Below are 19,142 nucleotides of genomic sequence, written 5' to 3' on the forward strand. Positions count from 1 at the left end.
TTTGTCGCGGGGTGCCTACGGGGGCGGATCGAGGGGCCTCTGCCCGAGGACGTCCCCCCTGCCGCGGCGGTTCCTGCCGTCGCGGTTCAGTCGCCGCAACAGCGTTTCCGCGTCGACGTGTTCAGGGTCCCATGTCAGGCACTTCCGCAAGGTCTCAATCGCCTCATCCCGCTCCCCGCGCCGGTCGAGTTCCACGGCATGCCGGAAGGTGCGCTCGGCGAGGAGGCCGCGCACTCGTACGTTCGTCGGATCGTGGTTGTACGCGCAGTTGAGCCACCGCTCGGCGTCGGCGAAGTGCTCGGGCGCCATGTCGGCCATCGCGGCCGCACAGTGCACGTCGATCATCGCGTCCAGCATGTCGGCCCCCGTCGGCCGCGTCGCCGCATCCTGCCAGGCGCGGTGCGCGGCCTGCACGGCGTGCTCGTACCGGCCGAGGGAGAGCAGGGTCTGCGCGCGGGCGAGCCGGTGCAGCGAGGCGGGGTCGAGGGCCGGTGCGGTGGCGGGACCGTCCTGCTGGGGCGGGACGGTTCCCGTCGTCAGGGGACCGGGCGGGGCGTGGCCGGACGGTGGGTGGTCGGGCGGGGGCGCGGGGCGGTCCAGGGCGTCGAGGAGTTCCGTGGCCTCGGCGATGACGTCGCGCAGAAGCGTCGCGGCCTCCCCCTGCCGCCCCTCCCGGACGAGCCACCGCGCCCGCTCCACGTCGCGGACCCCGGCGCCGTCGTGCGCGACCCGTGGGTCCCGTACGGGACCCATGCCGGCGTCGACACGCGGATCACGCGCGGCGCCCCCCTCCCGTACACCCGTCTCCACCCGGTCCCCGCCCCGTACGCCCCCCGGCTCCCGCTCCTCCCCGACCACCAGCGTCGCCGTGAGCGGCGGGGCGTCGGAGAGGGTGTCGTGGGCCGACGCGTCCGGCTCCAGCGGGCCCTCCTCCAGGGCGGCGGGACCGGAGGAGGCCGCGCCGCCCGCCAGCCGCACCGCGTGTTTCAGCGCGCCGAGCGCGAGCAGTTCGGGCGGCGCCTGCACGCTCCGCCTGCCGAGCCCGGCAAGACGCGAACGGACCTGCTCCATCAGGGTGTTGCCCCCCACGAGCAGCAGCGTGTCGACGTCCGACGACGTCATGCCCGACTGGTCGAGCAGCGCCTGCGCCCGGTCCAGGGTGCGGCCCACATGGCGCTCCAGATACGTGTCGAGATCGGGCCGCGCGAACCGTACCCACAGCGCGGGCCCGCCGCCGAGCTCCAGGTCGAGCACCGCCGCCGAGGGGCCGCCCGGCGCCCCGAGCGCCTCCCGCGCCTCCTGCCCCCGCGCGCGCAAGTCCTGCCACACCGACGCGTCCACCCCGGTGACCGAGCCCGCGCCCCGGTTCCTGCGCAGCAGCCGGACCGCCGACGACAGCGTCTCCGCGTCGAACGCGCGCCCCCCCGACGTCGCCCCGCCCTCGTAGCCGAGCGAGCGGAAGTGCCCGCGCACACTGCGGATCAGGCCCAGCTCGAACCCCTCGTACCCCATGCCGTAGACCAGGCACGTGCCGCTGTCCCGCTCCGTCATGTGGCCGATCACCGCGGCCATGGAGTCGCTGATCAGCCGCGTGGGTTCGAGGCCCGCCCCGTGCGCCGCGTCCCGCAGCGCCGCCCGCTGCGCCGAACCGAAGTGCGCGGGCACGCTGATCACCGTCTGGGTCACGCGCCCCGGCGCGGCCGCCTCCACGCGCTCCCGCACCGACCGCAGCAGGCGCGCCACGATCCGGTCCGCGTCGACCGGCTTTCCGCCGAGGTGCACAGGACGCCCGCTGCCGAGACGGCTCTTGAGGCTCGGGAACGTCACCGGCAGTTCGCCCACCTCGGCCGGCTCGCACAGCAGCCACGGCCCGTCGCCCCACTCCGGCGCCAGGCGCCGCCCCGGCCGGTCCGGCAGCGCGTGGAGCGCGCGGATGCCCGTGGCGCCGAAGTCGATGCCGAGGCTGACGGGCGCCGCCCCCAGCACGGTCCGGCCGTCCTGCCGGGTCTGCGTCATCCGCCCGCCGCATCTTCGGAGAACCGCAGGATGCCCTCGTAGTCGGGCCTGTCGGGCAGCGTCGGCACGGCCCGTTCGGACTGGGCGACCGCCACCAGGTTCACGAGGTTGCGGGCCTGCTGGGCGGTCTGCACCCGGTTGCCCTGCCGGTGGGCCTGTTTGACGTACTCGACCGCCTCGTTGATCTGCCGGACCGTGTCGGGCGGCGCGCCCTCCGAGGCGAGCTCCGCCTGCCGGAACTGGCTCGCCAGGCCGCACTGCCGGTACATGTCGTCGAGCAGCAGCTCGGTCAGCCGCTTGTACTCGCCGCTGTCGCCCATCGCCGCCGCCCGCTGCGCCTGCTCGATGTCGCGGCGCACCTTCATCGCCTGCACCGGCTCGATGTAGGGCCCGTACCGCCTCATGAAGTGGTCGGCCTCCCGCTCCGCGTAGCCGAGCTGCTCGCGCAGCACCGCGCTGTCCAGCTCCTCGACCGGTTCCGGGGGCGGGGTGCGCGGCTTCTCCCGGTTGGGGGTGGCCTCCAGGGTCATGTCCGTGCCGCGCACGGAGATCCTCACCGTGATGATCCGGTCCTCCGAGTAGTTGAAGGAGACGTCCACCTGGCGGTTGATCTCGATCTCCTGCGGCAGCTCGAACTCGACCACGCCCTGCTCGTGGTTCTCGCTCGCCACCTTGCTGTCGCCCTCGTAGACCGGCACCCGGATGCGGCGGCTGTCCGTCGCGTGGAACGTCCGCCTGCGGGGCTCGGAGAGCGGATAGGGCGAGCCCGCCTCGATGATCTCGACGAACACGTCGCGCTGGCTGCCCTTGATCGCGGCGATGCCCATCGCCATCGGCGTCGACTCGTACAGCCCTGTCCTGCCCTTGGAGCGCCCGTCGGCCAGGCTGCGGCCACAGGCCGTGCAGGCCTCCGCCCCGTACTCGTTGACCTTGGCGCACTCCGGATCCGAGCACTCGACGCCGCTCAGCGTCTCCGCGAGCACCCCCGCGCCGAACGCGACACACTCCATGGGGTTGATGTTCCTGCGGACCTTGCCCGCGCCGAAGAACGCCTCGACCGCCTCGTACACGGGCCGCGTGAGGGTGCCGCCGCCCACCAGGAGCACGTCGGAGATGTCGTCCGTGGAGAGTTCGTAGCGGGCCAGGGACTCCTGCACCAGGCTCATGGTCCGCGAGACCAGAGGCGCGATCATCGCCTGGAACTCGCCGCGCGTCAGCTTCATCTCGACGTCAAGGACGCCGTTCTCGCTGCGGTACGCGGCCGGGATCACGATGTACGTCTCGGGCAGGTCGTTCAGCTCCCGCTTCGCGCGCTCGGCGGCCTTCTTCGCCTGGAACAGGAACGCCTTGTCGCCGGCCGGGTCCACGTGGTGCTCCTCCCGCATCCACGTGATGATCCGCTCCACGATCGCCAGGTCGAAGTCGTCCCCGCCCAGCCAGATGTCCCCGGCCGCCCGCAGGACCTGGAACTGGCTTCTGCCCTCCTTGTCCTTGACCGTGTTCAGGATCGAGATGTCGAAGGTGCCGCCGCCCAGGTCGTAGACGAGCACCCGGCTGCGCTCGCCGCCCGGCTTGTGCAGGCCGAAGGCGACCGCGGCAGCCGTCGGCTCGTCGACGATCTTCTTCACCACCAGGCCCGCCTTCTCCGCGGCCTCGCGCGTGGCGGCGCGCTGCGCGTCCCTGAAGTAGGCGGGCACCGTGATCACGGCGTGCGTCACGGGTTCGCCGAGCACCCGCGAGGCGTCCCTGACCAGCTTGTCCAGGATCACGCTCGAAATCTCCGCGGGAGTGCGGGCACGCCCGCCGAGCAGCACGTACGCGCGCGGGTCGTCGTCGGGGCCCGCCACGATGTCGTAACTCATCCGGTCGCGCGCCTGCACCACCGGCGTGTCGGCGAGGTCGCGGCCCATCAGGCGCTTCACCGAGACGACGGTCTCCTTGGGCTGCCTGACCGCCCAGTTCAGCGCGTCCTCGCCGACCAGCGGCTGGTCCTTGCCTTCGCGGTGCACGAGGCCGACGACGGACGGTGTCAGCCGCTCGCCCTTGCTGTTGGTCAGCACCGCGATGCCCGCGCGGTGCGGGTCGTGGGCGGCGACCGCGCTGTTGGTGGTGCCGAGGTCGATGCCGATGGCCTTCATTCCCGTTCCGTCCCTTGCTCCGTGCCGCCGTCGACGGCGACGACCACCCGGGCGGCGCGCAGCACTTGCCCCCGGTACCGATACCCGCGCCGCACGACCTCCAGGACCTCGTCGCCGTCCGTGCCGGGCGGCGCGGGGCGCACGTCGGCGATGTGGTGCGTGGCGGGTTCGGCCCGCTCCCCGACGTGCCCGACGCGTTCGAGCCCCTCCTCGGCCAAGTCCCTCTCCAACTGCCCGGCGATCAGTGCCATGCTTCCGCGATACGTCTCCACATCGCTCGCCGCGCCGTCGGCGAGGAGCCGGTCGAAGGAGTCCAGGACGTCGGCGCAGCGCAGCAACAGCCGTTCGGTGAGCGCCCGGTGGGCGGCGTCGCGGGCGGCCAGCGCGCGGGCGTGCTCGTACTGCTCGTAGGCGAGCCGGGCCGCCGGGTCAGACATCGAACCGGATCAGGTCGTCGAGGAGGCGTGCGGTGGCTTCGGGGAGGGGGCCGGACGGGTCCTGCGCCGGGGCCCGCGAAGGGGGCTCGGCGGCCAGCGCGCGATCGACGTCCGCGGCTGCCGGCGGCAGTTCGGCCGCCAGGTCCACGTCGTACATGAGCAGGTCGTTGAGCAGCCTGCGGCGCACGCCGCGCAGCTCGTCCCACGCCTGCTGGGTGACGGGCGTCATCAGATGCCGGGCCAGCAGCTCGAAGGACACGTCCTGCATGTCCTTGTGGGACGTCCAGGGGGTGACGCCCGCCGGGGCGAGCACTTCGTAGGGGGTGGGTCCCCCGGAAGGGTCCTCGATCACGCGACGCTGCCTCCTTCTTCGTTCTCGTGTGCTCCGGTCACTGCCTCGGTCCCGATGGCGAGTTCGGCGAGCCAGCGTTGCGCCGCGCCGAGCAGGGCCTGTCTGATCCGGCTGTCGGTGGGCTCCGCGCGGGTGGCGCGGATCAGGTGGTGCAGGGCCCACAGGATGTCGCCGCCGAGCAGCGCCCGCTCCGCCCTGCCGGTCAACTCGGCCGCCCACGCGGGCAGTTCGTCGTCGCCGGGCGGGGTCTCCTGTCCGTCGCTGCGGATCAGGTCGCCCATGCCCTCGACGCCGAGATGCCGGGTGAGGAGCTTCTCCATCTCGTCGAGGGCCTCGCCGAGCGTCTCGCGGTAGCGGTGCGTCAGCGCCTGCCCCAGGCCCACGTCGAGGAGGCCGAGCGCTTCGTGGAGCAGCTTCAGCCGCCCGGGCACCTCGTACGTCCGCTCGTCGAGGGTGAAGACGAGGGCCCGCGCGAGATTGTCGCGGGCGTGGCTCGACTCCGGGTTCAGGGCGAGGGCCCGGCGCAGGTCGGCCTCGGCGCCCGGCATGTCGGAGCGCATGCCGTGCTTGGTGCGCGTGTAACCGCGCCACACGCCGCGCATGGACAGCAACGCCGACAGTTTCGCGTGCAGTTGGCTCAGCAGCTCGCGGTCGAGCGGGTGCAGGGCGGCGACGACCGACTCGACGAGCGTGACCGCCTCGTCCAGGCTGGGGCCGAGCTGGAGGCCCTCCTCGTCGGTGAGCGCCTCCACGCGGCCGAGCACGGTGCGGATCACGGCCTTCTTCGAGCGGGCCTGCATCCCGGCGTTGCGGGAGACCCGTACCAGCTCCTGCCACTGCGTCAGCGCCTCGTCGAGGCCGCCGTCGCCGCGGGTCAGCGCCGTCCTTGCGAGTGCAAGGCGGACGTGCACGGCGAGCTCGACACCGTCCTGGAGAAGGCGCGCGTGGCGCCGGGGGAGGCGGACGTAGGCGGGGTTGCGCCGCAGGAAGTCCCGGCAGTGGTGGCACTCCCCGGTGTGCTCCGCCCGCGAGGCGGGTCCCGCGCAGTCGTCCGGCAGCGTGATCAGGGTGCGGAAGGCGGGCAGGGAGCGCAGCGCGGCCTCGAACTTGCGTACTTCGGAGAGGGCGAAGCTTTGGGCCAACTCCGAGAACGCCCAGCGCAGTTCGCGTACCGGATACTCGCCGGGCTCCTTGCCCTGCTGCGCCGCCGCGTCCAGGCCCGCGGCGAGCTCGGCGAGCGGCTCCTGAAGGGCGAGCAGCCGCAGGTAACGCGGCCCGCAGGCCAGCGTGGCGCCCGCGCCCGGCACGGACGGCAGGCCGCCCACGTCCTTGAGGACGCGCGCGCCGCCCAGCTCGGACTCCAGGAGCGCCGCCAACGCCTGGTAGGAGGCGGCCTGTTGGGGCCGGTCCTGCTCGGTGTGCCGCTGCTCGTACGCCGACATGAGACTGAAGAGGTGCTGGCTGAGCTCCCAGCGCAGGGACGCCATGTCGTCGTGGGTCAGATCGCGCCGGTAGGCGGCGGCGCGTTCGGCGCGCCAGCCGTCCCAGTACTCGTCGTCGCTGAGCAGCGTCGCCCAGTACGCGAGCGCCGACTCCCAGGCCCGTACCGCGTGCTCCCACGCCCCGCTCTGCTCCAGCTCCTGCGCCTGCCACAGCCGGGCGGCGGCGAGCCCGTGCAGCACGGCCATGTCGCCGGGCGCCTCCCTGAGCCGCCGCTCCCACTCGGCGGCGGCCGCCTCCCGGTCCCGGGCGAGGAGCAGCAGCAACGGCGCGTCCTGCGGGGAGCGTTCGCACAGCGCGTCGAGGAGGCCGGGGTCCTCGTCCGGCGACAGCTCGGCGAGTGCGGCGCGCAGCGCGTCGGGGGAGTGCCAGCGGTAGAGCAGGGCGTCGAGCTGGAGGCGCCGCCCCGGCAGCCGCAGCCGCTCCAGGGCGACGCGCTCGTGCCACGACATGGCGCCGCGTTCGAGCAGGGCGTACGAGGCGTTCTTGACCGCGTCCATGGAGGCGCCGGGGTCGACACCCGCGTCCCGCAGGGCGAGGTAGGGGAATGTCTGGTCCCGTACGGCGAAGGGATCGGCGACCAGCGGAGCGCCGGTCAACCCGTCCGCCCAGGGCAGCAGACCGATCAGCCGCCGCAGCCTGCGGCACCGCACGTCGGCCCGGTCGAGCGCGCCGCCCGCCCTCTCGTACGCGGCGACAGCGGCGCTCCACCGCCCGGCCGCCTCCAGCAACCGCCCCTCCGCGTACGCCAGATGGGCGTCGGCGTCCCGGTGCCCCGGACACTGCCGGAAGGCGTCGGCGGCCCGCTGCCACTCCTGGTGCGCGTCGGCGAGACGGCCGCGTGCGTACGCCGCCACGGCGGGCGCGTCACGGTGCGTCCCCAGGGCGTCGGCCTCGGCGGCCACACCGGCCCAGTCCGCGTCGGCCTCGGCGGCCCGCACGCGCGCGTACCGCCCCCGCGCGGCGACGTCCACGCCCGGCACGCCGTCCCCCTCCAGCGCCGCGTAGGCGTCGGCGACACGCTGCCACGCCGCGCCGTCCCCGGCCTCCTCCTCGTCGAGCCGCGCCCGCACGTACCGCAGCCGGACACCGACATCGGCCCAGCCGTCGTCCATCGCCCCGTAGACCCGCACCGCGTCCCGCCACTCCCCGGCCAGCTCGTGGGTGCGGGCGAGGGCGTAGAGGTAGAGGTGGAGGGGTTCGGGGTCGGGGGTTTCGGTTGAGGGGGTGCTGGGGGCTTCGGCTCCTGCGGATACCGCGCCGGACCCGGAGTGGGGGCCGTCCGGGGTCGTGGCATCCGGCGTCGCGGCGGCAGGTTCCGGCGGGCCGCACGGGAAGGCGCGGCCGTGGATCTCGCACGCCGCCGCCCAGTCGCCGTTCTCCTCCGCCCGGCGGCCCTCGGCCTTGCGGCGGAGCGCGGCCACCGCGCCCTCGCGGGCCGCGTCGGGTACGCCGGTGAGGAGGCTGAGGACCGCCGCCCAGTCGCCGCGCAGATCGGCGGCCACGCGCGCGCGTGCGTACAGGCGCCGGACGCCCACCTCGCCGTCCGCGTACGTGTCGGGCAGCCGCCCGAAACCGTCGATGACGCCGTTCCACTCGCCTCGCGCGTCGGCGGCCCGCCCGCGGGAGTACAGCACCTGGTCGGCCACGTCGAGCAGCTCGGACGGCAGTCCGGCGAACAGTGCGTGCGCGCCGTCCCACCGCTGCTCGGCCTGACACAGACGCGCGCGGGAGTACGCGCACAGGTCACCGGCGTCGGCGGGCACGTGGTCCGGCGGACCGCTGGGCGCATCCGGGGCCCGGCCGCGGTTCGGGGCACCGTCTGTTGCGACCGCCGCTCTGTCGGCCGCTGCTCGCGCGCCGGGTACGGCGGGGCCGCGCGGCGCGCGTTCGTGGTCGGGTGGTCCGCCGTTCTGCGTTTGCGGGTGGGGTGCGTCCGGTCGGTATGAGGCGTGCTCTTCGTCGGGCGGCATGCCGTTCTCGGTGGTCGCACGGGGTGTTCCCGGTGCGTCCGGCCTCCGTTGCCCGGCGGGGTCCGGTGTTCGCGCGCCGGGTACGGCGGGGCCGCGCGGCGCGCGGCCGTGGTCCGGTGGTCCACCGTTGCCTGCCGAGGCGCCGACCGCGTCGGGTCCGCCCCGCACCCGCTCCCCGCCCGGCGCCGCAACGCCCACCTCTGCCCGCGCCCCGCCCCCGCCGTCCCCGGGCCGAAGCCCGTTCCCCTCGCTCCTCGGGGGCCCGGTGTCACCCGCGACGGCGCACCCGGCCGCCACCCCGCACTCCCCGAACGCCTCCGCCGCCGCGCTCCAGTCACCCGCGACAGCCGCCAACTGGCCCTCCGAGTAACGCCTCAGAGCCCGCGCCTGCCGGAAGTCCTCCGGCAGCGGGGCCAGTTGAGTGAGCGCCGTCGGCCAGTCGCCCGCTTCCACGGCGGCCCGCGCCACCCCGTACACGCGGTACCGCAGATCGCCGAGGAACGGTTCGGTGTCCCAGTCCCGCTCGGCCGCCGCCGCCAGATCCGTCAGCGCCTCGGTGAAGCGGCCCGCCTCGGCCGCGCACCGGCCGCGCGCGTACAAGAGGCGTACCGCACTGTCCAGGAAGCCGTCGGCCACCGCGTAGTCCTCCGCCGCCGCGCCCCACAGCTCCGCCGCCTCGGCCGCCCGCCCCGCGGCGTACCCCTGCCACGCACGGCAGCCGGGTCCGGCCTGCGCGAAGGCGTCCCGCGCCGCGGCCCACGCCCCGGCCTCCGCGGCCACCCGCCCCCGCGCGTACGCCCCCCGGGCCACCGCGTCGTCGAGCTCGGCGCAGGCGGCGTACGCGGACTCCGCGGCCCGCCAGTCCCCACTCGCCTCGGCGGCCCGCCCGCCCACATAGGTGCCCCAGGCCTTCGCCGTACCGTGGCCGGGGCGCAGCGCGAGGACGGCGGCGTACGCCCGGGCTGCCGTGCCCCAGTCGCCCGCCCGCCGCGCCCGCTCCGCGGACTCGCACGTCCGCGCCACATGCAGCTCGTCGCGCGCCACCGCGAGCCGCTCGGACACGTCCCGCAGCCCGCCGGGCCTGGCGGCGAGCACCTCCTCGTAACGGCCGATGGCCGTCGTCCAGTCGGCCACCGCCTCGGCGGCCCGCGCCTCCTCGACGAGCGCGGCGACCCTGCTCAGCCCCTCGACCTCCGACGCGAGCGCCTCGGCCGCCGGGCCCGGCAGCCGCGACCGCACCACGGCGAGCTGTGCCCGCGCGCCCGCCGCGTCACGCTCCCCGGCGAGCAGCCCGCACAGCTTCTCCAGCTCCGGCCAGGCCTGCTCGAAGGCCGCCTCGGCCCGCATGTACCGCTGCTCATCGGCGTAGATCTGGGTCGGCGTCCGCAGGATCCCCTGCACCTGCTCCCAGTGCCCGAGGTCGCGCTGGAAGCGGGCCGCGCCGATCAGGACGGCAGAGCCGACGTGGCCGACGGGGCTCTGGAAGGTCCGCAGCGCGTCCGCGCCCTCCCGCAGCGGATCCGCCACCGCGCCCGCCCCGAACTCGTCGTCCCGCACCTCGCGCGCCTTGAACAACCAGCCCTGCCTGCACCCCTCGTGCAGGAACAGCGCGGGCGTCGCCCACTCCACGGCCGTGTGCTCCGGCTGGTGGTAGATGCGCAGCCGCGCGGCGGCCATCGCCTCGTCGACGCTCTTGTTGGCCGCGATGCCCTTCAGCAGCTCGGGGCTGAACGCGCCCGCCGACACGTCACTGACCCGCCCCCGCATCGCCACCACGGCGGGCACACCGCCACCGATCAGGGCCTGCGCGATCCCGGAGAACGGCTCCAGGTGCGAACTGTCCGCCCCGGAGCAGAGGTTGAGCACTACGAGCCTGAGCCTCCGTGCGTTCAGCAGAGTCGCGCTGAGCAGATCCGCGGGCACCCGGTCGACGCCACCGCTCCCCGTCTCAAGCGCCACCACGCCCTTGCCGATCTCCTCGTCGTACGACCCGTGCGCGATCAGCAGCACGGCTGTCGGCAGCTCGGAGTGCGTGCCGAGCGCCGCGTCGAGACGTGCCCGTGTCGTCCGCTCCAACACCGTGAGTTGTACGGCCACTTCGGGAAGGTCCTGGCGGAGCGCGGCCACTTCTTCGGCTACCCGCAACGGGGCAAGGCCGCGGGGTGACGCGCAGGCCACCAGGAGGCGGATCACACTGGGCTCGTCGGCGGCTTCCGGCAGCCGCTGCCCCAGCGACCCTCCGGGGAGCGAACGGGCAAGCGAATAGCCGTGGTTGAGTGCGAGCGTCTGCTGCGGGCTGCCGGGCGGCGCGCACAGCGTCTCCAGGGGGAGGTCGCGCAGTTCGGGCGGCAGATCGAAGCGGATCCGCAGCCCGCGCGCCGGACGCATCCGCTGGGCGCGGTCGAACGCGGCCTCGACGCACGCGCCGACCCGGGCGCCTTGCTTGTCCGCGTCCGCGTCCGCGTCCTCTCCACGTCCCAGTCCCTCTCCCCGTGTGCCGCCCCCCTCGGCGGCGTCCTTCGTCGCCGGTTCCCCGTCGTCGCCCCCGAACAGCAGCCGGAACACGCCGCGTCCCAGATCCCGCAGCTGGGGCACGGTGTGCTGCTCGCCCATCGGGCCGAGCCCGAGCTCCGCCGTGATCAGCCGGTCCCACTGCTCACGGAACGCCGCGGGCTCAGCGCCGACCGCGATCACCTCGGCTCCGCACGCCGGGCCGTTGGCGGCCAGCAGATAGCGGGCCGCGCCGACGCGGCGGACCCGGATGCGCAGTTCCTCGTAGGCGAGCACGGCCTCACTGCTCGCTCTCGTCGGGCTGCCACATGACGTGGTTGAGGTCGGCGACCGCGGCTTCCCGCTGCTCCTCGAGGTCGGGGTCGTCGGGGAAGTGGGCGAGGGCGGCGGTCAGTTGGTCGATGGCCTCGCGCAGGGTCGTCCGCGCGCCCGACAGGCTGCCGGAGGTCCAGCGGGTCGCGGCGAGGGAGCGGAGCACGATGCCGAGGCTGACCTGGGCGCGCAGGAGGTGCGGGTTGAAGGCGACGGAGCGGCGCAGGTCCGCGGCGGGCTGGTCGAACGACGCCTCTCCGTCGTTGGCCACGGAGATCCCGCGGTCGGCGAGGACGCGGGCCAACTGGCCTTCCAGGCGAGCCCGTTCGTTGGCGCCGATGACGGAGCGGGTCGCGTCGAGGGTGGCCACGGCGTGGCTGAGCCGGCCTTCGCGGTGCGCCGCGCGCGCCGCGCCGAGTGCCATGCCGACGATGGCGGACTGGGTCTCGCGGTACCGGTCGATCTCCCTGCTGTGCACCAGTGCGCGGCGCCAGTACGTGGCGGCCGCCGCGAAGTCCGGCCGGGCGGCGATCAGCGCGGCGCGGCCCATGCGGAGGCGCGCCTCCAAGGCGAGGCCGCGCGCGTCGAGGGAGAGCCTGCGGTGTTTGTGGGGGAGTCCGGCGTAGCCGGGGTTCAACTCGTCGAAACGCGCGCAACCCGGTTCGCACACGGCGGCCGCCCCGGGGCCGCCGCGCGCCCGGCAGTCGGGGCAGCGGAGCTCGCCGAGGGCAGCGAGGGCGTCGGCGGGCTTGTCGAGTCCCAACAGGATCTGGGCGAAGCCGAGTTCGGAGAAGGCGTAGGTGAGGGCGGCGGGGGAGGGCGCGGTGGCGGGCGGGTGCGCCGTATCCGTGGCGTACGCCGGGTTCGTGGGGTTCGTAGGTTTCGTGGGGTTCACCGGGTTCACCGGGTTCACCGGGTCCGCCGCGTCCTGTGCCGCCGCGAAGGCGCCGAACTCCGCGGACTTGCCCAACTCCGCGATGCGCAGCGGCCCGCACACCAGCGGCGCACCGCCGCGACCGGCGGACGGGAAACCGCCGACGGCCGCGAGCAGTTTCGCGGCGTCGGCCTCGCGCTGGAGCAGCGGCCCCGGCGCGACGCGCGTCCCGGCGTCGTCGTCACCCGGCATGCGGCGCACCAGCACCTCGTGCAGCCCGGCGCGCAGGACGGGCACGAGACCGGCGTCCACGGTGACGCCGTACCGCCGGGCGGCGGCACCGAGCACGTGCTCCCAGAACCGGTCGTCGTGCAGGAGCGAGGCCCAGGCGCCGACACATGACTCCCAGGATGAACTGCTGCCCTGTGAGGGAGAGTTGAGGAGGGCAAGGGCAAGAGCGTGGGTGGTTCGGTGATCGGTGGGGTCGTGCTGTACGGCTTGCCCGAGCAGGGAGACGGCAACGGCACGCCGTCGACTGTGCAGCAGGGCTACGGCGTGCAGGGGGGCGTAGGGCCGGGCGGGGGTGTGGTGGGTGGTGGTGGGCTGGGAGGTGGCTTGTGGGGTGGCTTGGGGTGGTCGTGGGTCTGGGGTCGGCTGTGGGGCGTTGGCCGGTTGTGGGTCTGGGGTCGGGTGTGGGGCTGGGGTCGGGTGTGGGGCGTTGGCCGGTTGTGCGGGTTCGCTCCCTCGTGGCGCGTCGGCCCCTGGCCGGGCTTCCGGCTGCCGCGCGGGGCCGCCTGGTTGCCGGGCTTCCGCCGCACCTGCGGTGCCGACCGGCTCCACGGCGTCGACGGCGGGCGGCGCGTCTCCGTCCCCCCGGCCGGTGTCCACCGCCCGCTCGGCGCCTACGCCCCCTCCGGGCCCGATCTCACGAGAGGCGCCGCGCGACTCCGCGCCCGCAGCGCCGCGAGGGCTGCCGCTCGACTCCCCACCCCCGGCCCCCGGGGAGGCACCGCACACCTCCCCACCCTCGGCCCGCCGCAGGTCACCGCCCGCAGAACCCACTTCAAGACGCCACGCCGCTTCAATCAGCTCCCCGGCCCGCTCCCATCCAGAACGGCCCGGCTCCCATCCAGGGCGGCCCGGTTCCCATCCAGGGCGGCCCGGCTCCCATCCAGGGCGGCCCGGCTCCCGCCCCACCGGACCCTGTCGCCCACCCCTTCCTCCAAGCAGGCCACCGGAATCCGTCAGCGCGGTGAGCGCCGCCCGGCGCAGCCGCAGGGCCACCTCGCGCGCGGGGCGGTCCGACAGGGACGCGAGGACCCAGCGGGCCTCGTCGTCCAGCTGCCCGGCCCGGGTCGCGGCGCGCAGATCGCTCAGCGCGGAGTCCCGGTCGCCCGCGCGGGCCCGGACGTAGGCGCGCTGGACGAGGCTGCGAGGGTGCGGGACGGCGCAGGCGAGGGACGCGCTGAGGTGGCGCTCGGCCGCCGCGAGGTCCCCGCGGTGTGCCGCCGCGCAGCCCAGCCAGTGCAACGGACCCGCCGCCACGGGCCGCAGCGCGCGTGCCCGTTCGAATTCCGCCTCGGCGTCCTCGCCCTCCCCACGGGCGAGCCGCACCCGCCCCACACCGGTCCGGGCCCGCGCGGCGACGCGCGCGCCACCGTCCCCCGCCGGAGGGTCACCATCCTCGGCGCCACCGCGAGCGCCCTCCTGTCCAGTGGCCGCCCCCTCCGCGGGCCCGCCCCCGGCATCGGGCGTCACCACCCCCGACACCACCACCCCCGACGCCACCAGCGCCAGCGCCGCGCCGAAGCGGCTCTCCGCCTCGGCGGTGTCGCCCCGTGCCAGAGCCGCCTCCCCGTCGACGCACGCCTCTTCGGCACGGGTCAGGTCCGTACTCGCGGTCCGCACAGTCACAGTCAGCCCCCGATCCGCGGCGGCCGGCCCGCCGCGTCCTCCTGTCGGCCGGTCAGCCGACGACCTCGTCAGGGACCGAACGCCAGCGTCCCTGAGCCCGGTCGTAGTGCACGGGCCCGACCGCGAACCCGGTCAGGTCCAGCGCGACGAGCCGTTCGTACGCCTCGGCGGGCAGGTCGGGCTCCAGCACGACGTCGAGCCCGCTCGCCGCGTCCTGCAGCACGACCGGCCGCACCCCGCAGCGCCCGGCGCCGGGATCAGCGGGCGTCGCGGGCCGCGCAGTCCGGCGTACGACACCCCTGAACGATGCGTACGCGTCCTTGACCGCCTCCGCCCCGAGGCCGCTGAGGAACGCCTGCAGGGGCAGCGACGCCAGGACAATCCAGGGGATGTCGGCAGCCCCTCGGTGGTCGAGGGCGCGGCGGACCCGTACCGGCGGGGCGCCGAGCCCGTCGAACGCGGCGACCAGCTCCCGGCGCAGGTGCTCGGGGACCTCTTGGTCCAGGAGCAGCTCCGCTCGCAGCGGCGCATCGGTCATGGAGGTGCTTCCTTCCGGGGGCGTGCACGGCAGCCTAGAGGCGCGAGTCATGCGTACGCGGGGAAACCGGTGATTCAGCGCAGACTGGGCGGGCCCGCGCCGCCCCCCTGCCCCCGCACGCCCCCACCATTCGCGGCGCGCCCCCGATTCACGCGATGGTGCGATCATGTGCCCCTGCGCGGATGGTGGTTGAACGCCCCGGGTAGGGCCGGGCCATGACGCAGCCGTTCGAACTGCCGCACTTCTACATGCCGTACGTCGCGCGCCTGAACCCCCACCTGGAGGAGGCGCGGGCCCACTCCGCACAGTGGGCCCGTGACATGGGCATGCTGGAGGGCTCCGGCATCTGGGAGCAGAGCGACCTCGACGCGCACGACTACGGCCTGTTGTGCGCGTACACCCACCCCGACTGCGACGGCCCCGCGCTGTCGCTGATCACCGACTGGTACGTGTGGGTGTTCTTCTTCGACGACCACTTCCTGGACATGTACAAACGCACGCCCGACCGGTCGGCGGGCAAGGCCCACCTGGACCGCCTGCCCCTCTTCATGCCGATGGACCTCTCGACCCCCGTGCCCGAGGCACGGAACCCCGTCGAGGCGGGCCTCGCCGACCTGTGGGCGCGCACGGTGCCCGCGATGTCCAAGGACTGGCGCCGCCGTTTCGCGGAGTCGACGGAGCACCTGCTGAACGAGTCGATGTGGGAGCTCTCCAACATCGACAAGGGGCGGATCGCCAACCCCGTGGAGTACATCGAGATGCGCCGCAAGGTGGGCGGCGCCCCCTGGTCGGCGGGTCTCATCGAGTACGCGACCGCCGAGGTGCCCGCCGCCGTCGCCGGTTCCAGGCCGCTGCGCGTCCTCATGGAGACGTTCGCCGACGGCGTCCACCTGCGGAACGACCTCTTCTCGTACCAGCGCGAGGTCCAGGACGAGGGCGAGCTGAGCAACGGCGTGCTCGTCCTTGAGACCTTCTTCGGCTGTACGACCCAGGAGGCCGCCGACACCGTCAACGACATCCTGACCTCACGGCTGCACCAGTTCGAGCACACGGCGGTCACCGAAGTACCCGCCCTCGCCCTGGAGAAGGGCCTCACCGCACCCGAGGCCGCGGCGGTCGCGGCGTACGCGCAAGGTCTTGTGGACTGGCAGTCCGGCGGCCACGAATGGCACCTGCGCTCCAGCCGGTACATGAACGAGGGCGCGCTCGACACCTCGCCGCTCGCGGGCCCCACCGGCATCGGTACCCGCGGTACCGATGTGGGGGCCCTGTTGTCGGCGGCCGGGGCGGAGCGGCTGCGCGCCTTCACGCACGTGCCGTTCCAGAAGGTGGGCCCTTCCCGGATCCCCGACCTCCACATGCCGTTCCGGCTGCGGCTCAATCCGGGCCTCGACGCCGCGCGGCGGCAGCTCACGGGCTGGGCGCACGCGATGGGAATCCTCGCGGAAGGCGTCTGGGACGAGGACAAGCTCGACGCCTACGACCTGCCGCTGTGCTCCGCGGGAATCGACCCCGACGGCACCCAGGAGGCCCTCGACCTCAGCTCGCAGTGGCTGGCCTGGGGCACCTACGGCGACGACTACTACCCGCTGGTCTTCGGCCACCGCCGCGATCTCGCCGCCGCGAAACTCTCCACCGAGCGCCTCGTCGCGTGCCTCACCCTGGAGGGCGAGCCCGTCCAGGCGCCCGTGAACGCCATGGAGCGCGGCCTCGTCGACCTCTGGGTGCGCACGACCCGCGACATGACCGCCGAGCAGCGGCAGTCGCTGCGGCAGGCCGTGACGGTCATGACGGAGAGCTGGGTGTGGGAGGTCTTCAACCAGCTGAACAACCGCATTCCCGACCCGGTCGACTACCTGGAGATGCGCCGCGCCACCTTCGGCTCCGACCTCACCATGAGCCTGTGCAGGATGGGCCACGGCCCTTCCGTACCGCCGGAGATCTACCGGAGCGGCCCGGTGCGGTCCCTGGAGAACGCCGCGATGGATTACAGCATGCTCGTGAACGACATCTTCTCGTACCAGAAGGAGATCGAGTACGAGGGCGAGATCCACAACGGCATCCTGGTCGTGCAGAACTTCTTCGGCTGCGACTATCCGGCGGCACTGCGCGTCGTCCACGACCTGACGACGCAGCGCATGCGGCAGTTCGAGTTCGTCGCGGAGCGCGAATTCCCCGTGCTGTACGACGACTTCGGCCTGTCGGCAGAGGCGCGGACGACCATGGACGGTTACGTCGAGGATCTGCGGAACTGGATGGCGGGCATCGTGAACTGGCACCGCGAATGCCGGCGTTACGGCGCGGACGACCTCGCCCGGCGCGCGCACGGCTTCGTGCCCGACCGGGCGCCGAGGGTGCCGGCGATCACCGGTCTGCGCTGACCCGCGAAGCGGCTGGCAGGAGCCCTTACGGGGGCCCTGATGGGATCCCAGGCGAAAGCTCTGGCGGGAACCGACCGGAGGGCACCCTTCGAGTGGTTTCATCCGGAATGAAGGGTTCGCGGAACTTCGCCGGGGCGCCAGAAGTCTTCTTTGGTGAAGGCGGCTGCTGACCGGCCGCGCCACGGGGGATGAACACGGGGGTGTTCGATCGTGACCGACATCATTGAGCGCATCGCGGAAGAAGTGACGGGTGACGGAGCGGGGGAGAGGGCGTCAGGGGCGGACGAACTGGCCCCTTTCGTCGCTCCGTTGACCGTCCCGCCGGTGCTGCGGCCCGTCTCCTCGGACGTACGCGAGGAGACGGAGATCGCGCTGCGGCCGACCTGGGTGCGCCTGCACCCGCAGCTGCCGCCCACTCTGATGTGGGGGTATGACGGCTCGGTGCCGGGCCCCACCATCGAGGTACGGCGCGGGCAGCGGATCCGCGTCGCCTGGACCAACCGCATTCCGCACGGCGAGTTCCCCGTCACGGCCGTCGAGGCCTCGCCGGGCGACCCGCAGAAGGACCCGCCGCCCAGCACCGTGCCCGGCCGCGCGGGCGTCGAGCCGAACAAGGACGTGGCGGCCCTCCCCGCCTGGGCGGTGACCCATCTGCACGGCGCCAGGACCGGCGGCGGCAACGACGGCTGGGCGGACAACGCCGTAGGGTACGGCGACGCCCAGCTCTCCGAGTATCCGAACGACCACCGGGCGGTCCAGTGGTGGTACCACGACCACGCCATGAACATCACCCGGTGGAACGTGATGGCGGGCCTGTACGGCAGCTACCTCGTCCGGGACGACGAGGAGTACGCCCTCCAACTCCCCTGCGGAGAGCGGGAGATCCCGCTGCTCATCGCCGACCGGAACCTCGACACGGACGAGGGCGACGGCCGGCTGAACGGCCGCCTCCTGCACAAGACCACCATCATCGACCCGAAGAACCCGGAGACCGGCAAGCCCGTCACGCTGCCCTTCACCGGCCCGTACACCACGGTCAACGGCCGCATCTGGCCGTACGCCGACGTGGACCCGGCCTGGTACCGCTTCCGCCTGGTCAACGCGTCGAACGCGCGCATCTACGACCTGGTCCTGATCGACGAGGACGACAACCCCGTGCGGGGCGTCCTCCACCAGATAGGCAGCGACGGCGGACTCCTGCCGCGCCCCGTGCCGGTCGACTTCGAAGGGGCACTGCCGACGCTCACCGTCGCGCCGGCCGAGCGCATGGACCTCCTCATCGACTTCCGGGAGCTGGCCGGGCAGCGACTGCGGCTGGTCAACAAGGGGCGCGCCCAGGCACCCGGAGTGCCCGACGTGGCGAACGACGTGCGCTATCCGCAGGTCATGGAGTTCCGGGTGGGGGAGGGCGGCGAACCGGACACCTTCGAACTGCCGGAGATCCTCTCGGGCTCGTTCCGGCCGATCACGCACGACATTCAGCACGGGCACCGGCTGATCGTGCTGACCCCGCCCGCCACCAAGGGCGGCGGCGGACACCCGGAGATCTGGGAGATGGCCGCGGTCGACAAGCCGGGCGACATCCAGGTCCCGACCGAGGGGATCATCCAACTGCGGGACGCGGGCGGCAAGGTCACGACGTACCGCCGGATCGCCCGCACGTTCAACGACGGCCTCGGCATCACCATCGCCGAGGGCAGCCACGAACAGTGGACCTTCCTGAACCTCGCCGTGAACCCGCCCGTGACCCACCCCATGCACGTACACCTGGCGGACTTCCAGCTCCTCGGCCGGGACACGTACGACGTATCGGGCTTCGACGTCACGATCGGCGGCACCCGCGCCCCGGTCGCCGTCGACCCGCGGCGGCCGATCCCCCTGGCACCGAACGAGCGCGGCTGGAAGGACGTCTTCCGCGTTCCGGGCGGCCAGATGCTGCGCGTCATGGGCAAGTTCGAGGGGGCGTACGGCCGCTTCATGTACCACTGCCACTTCCTGGAGCACGAGGACATGGGGATGATGCGGCCCTTCGTGGTGATGCCGGAGGAGGCCATGAAGTTCGACCACGGCGCGGGCCATGGCGGTCACGGAGATCACTCGGCCTAGGGGGCGTCTTCAAAGATCGTCTTGCGTGATGGATCATGTTTGCCGTGGTGCGCCGTCATGAACTCTCCGATGATGAATGGGCCGTGCTGT

At 73.7% G+C, this 19,142-nt stretch carries 9 protein-coding genes; 2 read left to right on the top strand and 7 right to left on the bottom strand.

Annotated features, from left to right (window positions below):
• Window positions 1–15 precede the first annotated feature (15 nt).
• The 7 genes from AC07DI_RS11670 to AC07DI_RS11700 are packed head-to-tail and all read right to left on the bottom strand — an operon-like array spanning window position 16 to window position 14,565.
• Window positions 16–2,016, bottom strand: coding sequence for an Hsp70 family protein (locus AC07DI_RS11670; protein WP_478903954.1), 2,001 nt, complete (start codon window positions 2,014–2,016; stop codon window positions 16–18).
• Window positions 2,013–4,154: an Hsp70 family protein gene (locus AC07DI_RS11675; protein WP_478903955.1), complete on the bottom strand. Its 2,142-nt coding sequence runs from the start codon at window positions 4,152–4,154 to the stop codon at window positions 2,013–2,015. Before AC07DI_RS11675 ends, AC07DI_RS11670 begins: the two co-directional genes overlap by 4 nt.
• Window positions 4,151–4,591, bottom strand: coding sequence for a nucleotide exchange factor GrpE (locus AC07DI_RS11680; protein ID WP_478903956.1), 441 nt, complete (start codon window positions 4,589–4,591; stop codon window positions 4,151–4,153). The genes AC07DI_RS11675 and AC07DI_RS11680 overlap by 4 nt, the downstream gene beginning before the upstream one ends.
• Window positions 4,584–4,943, bottom strand: coding sequence for a hypothetical protein (locus AC07DI_RS11685; RefSeq protein ID WP_478903958.1), 360 nt, complete (start codon window positions 4,941–4,943; stop codon window positions 4,584–4,586). Before AC07DI_RS11685 ends, AC07DI_RS11680 begins: the two co-directional genes overlap by 8 nt.
• Window positions 4,940–11,203, bottom strand: coding sequence for a CHAT domain-containing protein (locus tag AC07DI_RS11690; protein ID WP_478903959.1), 6,264 nt, complete (start codon window positions 11,201–11,203; stop codon window positions 4,940–4,942). Before AC07DI_RS11690 ends, AC07DI_RS11685 begins: the two co-directional genes overlap by 4 nt.
• Before the next feature lie 4 nt (window positions 11,204–11,207).
• On the bottom strand, window positions 11,208–14,027 hold the full coding sequence (locus AC07DI_RS11695) for a tetratricopeptide repeat protein (RefSeq protein ID WP_478903960.1): 2,820 nt from the start codon (window positions 14,025–14,027) through the stop codon (window positions 11,208–11,210).
• A 52-nt stretch (window positions 14,028–14,079) separates the two neighbouring features.
• Window positions 14,080–14,565 (bottom strand): hypothetical protein, encoded by a 486-nt coding sequence (locus AC07DI_RS11700; protein ID WP_478903962.1) that lies wholly within the window; start codon window positions 14,563–14,565, stop codon window positions 14,080–14,082.
• A gap of 215 nt (window positions 14,566–14,780) precedes the next feature.
• On the opposite strand from AC07DI_RS11700, the gene cyc2 reads away from it, so the two are divergent.
• Both cyc2 and phsA read left to right on the top strand, forming a co-directional pair.
• Entirely contained in the window at window positions 14,781–16,946 is a 2,166-nt protein-coding gene (gene cyc2 / locus AC07DI_RS11705; RefSeq protein WP_478903963.1) for a germacradienol/geosmin synthase Cyc2, read from the top strand.
• 210 nt (window positions 16,947–17,156) lie between these two features.
• On the top strand, window positions 17,157–19,052 hold the full coding sequence (gene phsA, locus AC07DI_RS11710) for an O-aminophenol oxidase PhsA (RefSeq protein WP_478903965.1): 1,896 nt from the start codon (window positions 17,157–17,159) through the stop codon (window positions 19,050–19,052).
• Window positions 19,053–19,142 lie beyond the last annotated feature (90 nt).

This window comes from Streptomyces sp. NPDC044106 (assembly GCF_056433985.1).

What these genes read in the sequence shown, in the direction of transcription:
- AC07DI_RS11670 (WP_478903954.1), bottom strand. Translation starts at nt 2,016, where the DNA reads ATGACGCAGACCCGGCAGGACGGCCGGACCGTGCTGGGGGCGGCGCCC.
- AC07DI_RS11675 (WP_478903955.1), bottom strand. Translation starts at nt 4,154, where the DNA reads ATGAAGGCCATCGGCATCGACCTCGGCACCACCAACAGCGCGGTCGCC.
- AC07DI_RS11680 (WP_478903956.1), bottom strand. Translation starts at nt 4,591, where the DNA reads ATGTCTGACCCGGCGGCCCGGCTCGCCTACGAGCAGTACGAGCACGCC.
- AC07DI_RS11700 (WP_478903962.1), bottom strand. Translation starts at nt 14,565, where the DNA reads ATGACCGATGCGCCGCTGCGAGCGGAGCTGCTCCTGGACCAAGAGGTC.
- cyc2 (WP_478903963.1), top strand. Translation starts at nt 14,781, where the DNA reads ATGACGCAGCCGTTCGAACTGCCGCACTTCTACATGCCGTACGTCGCG.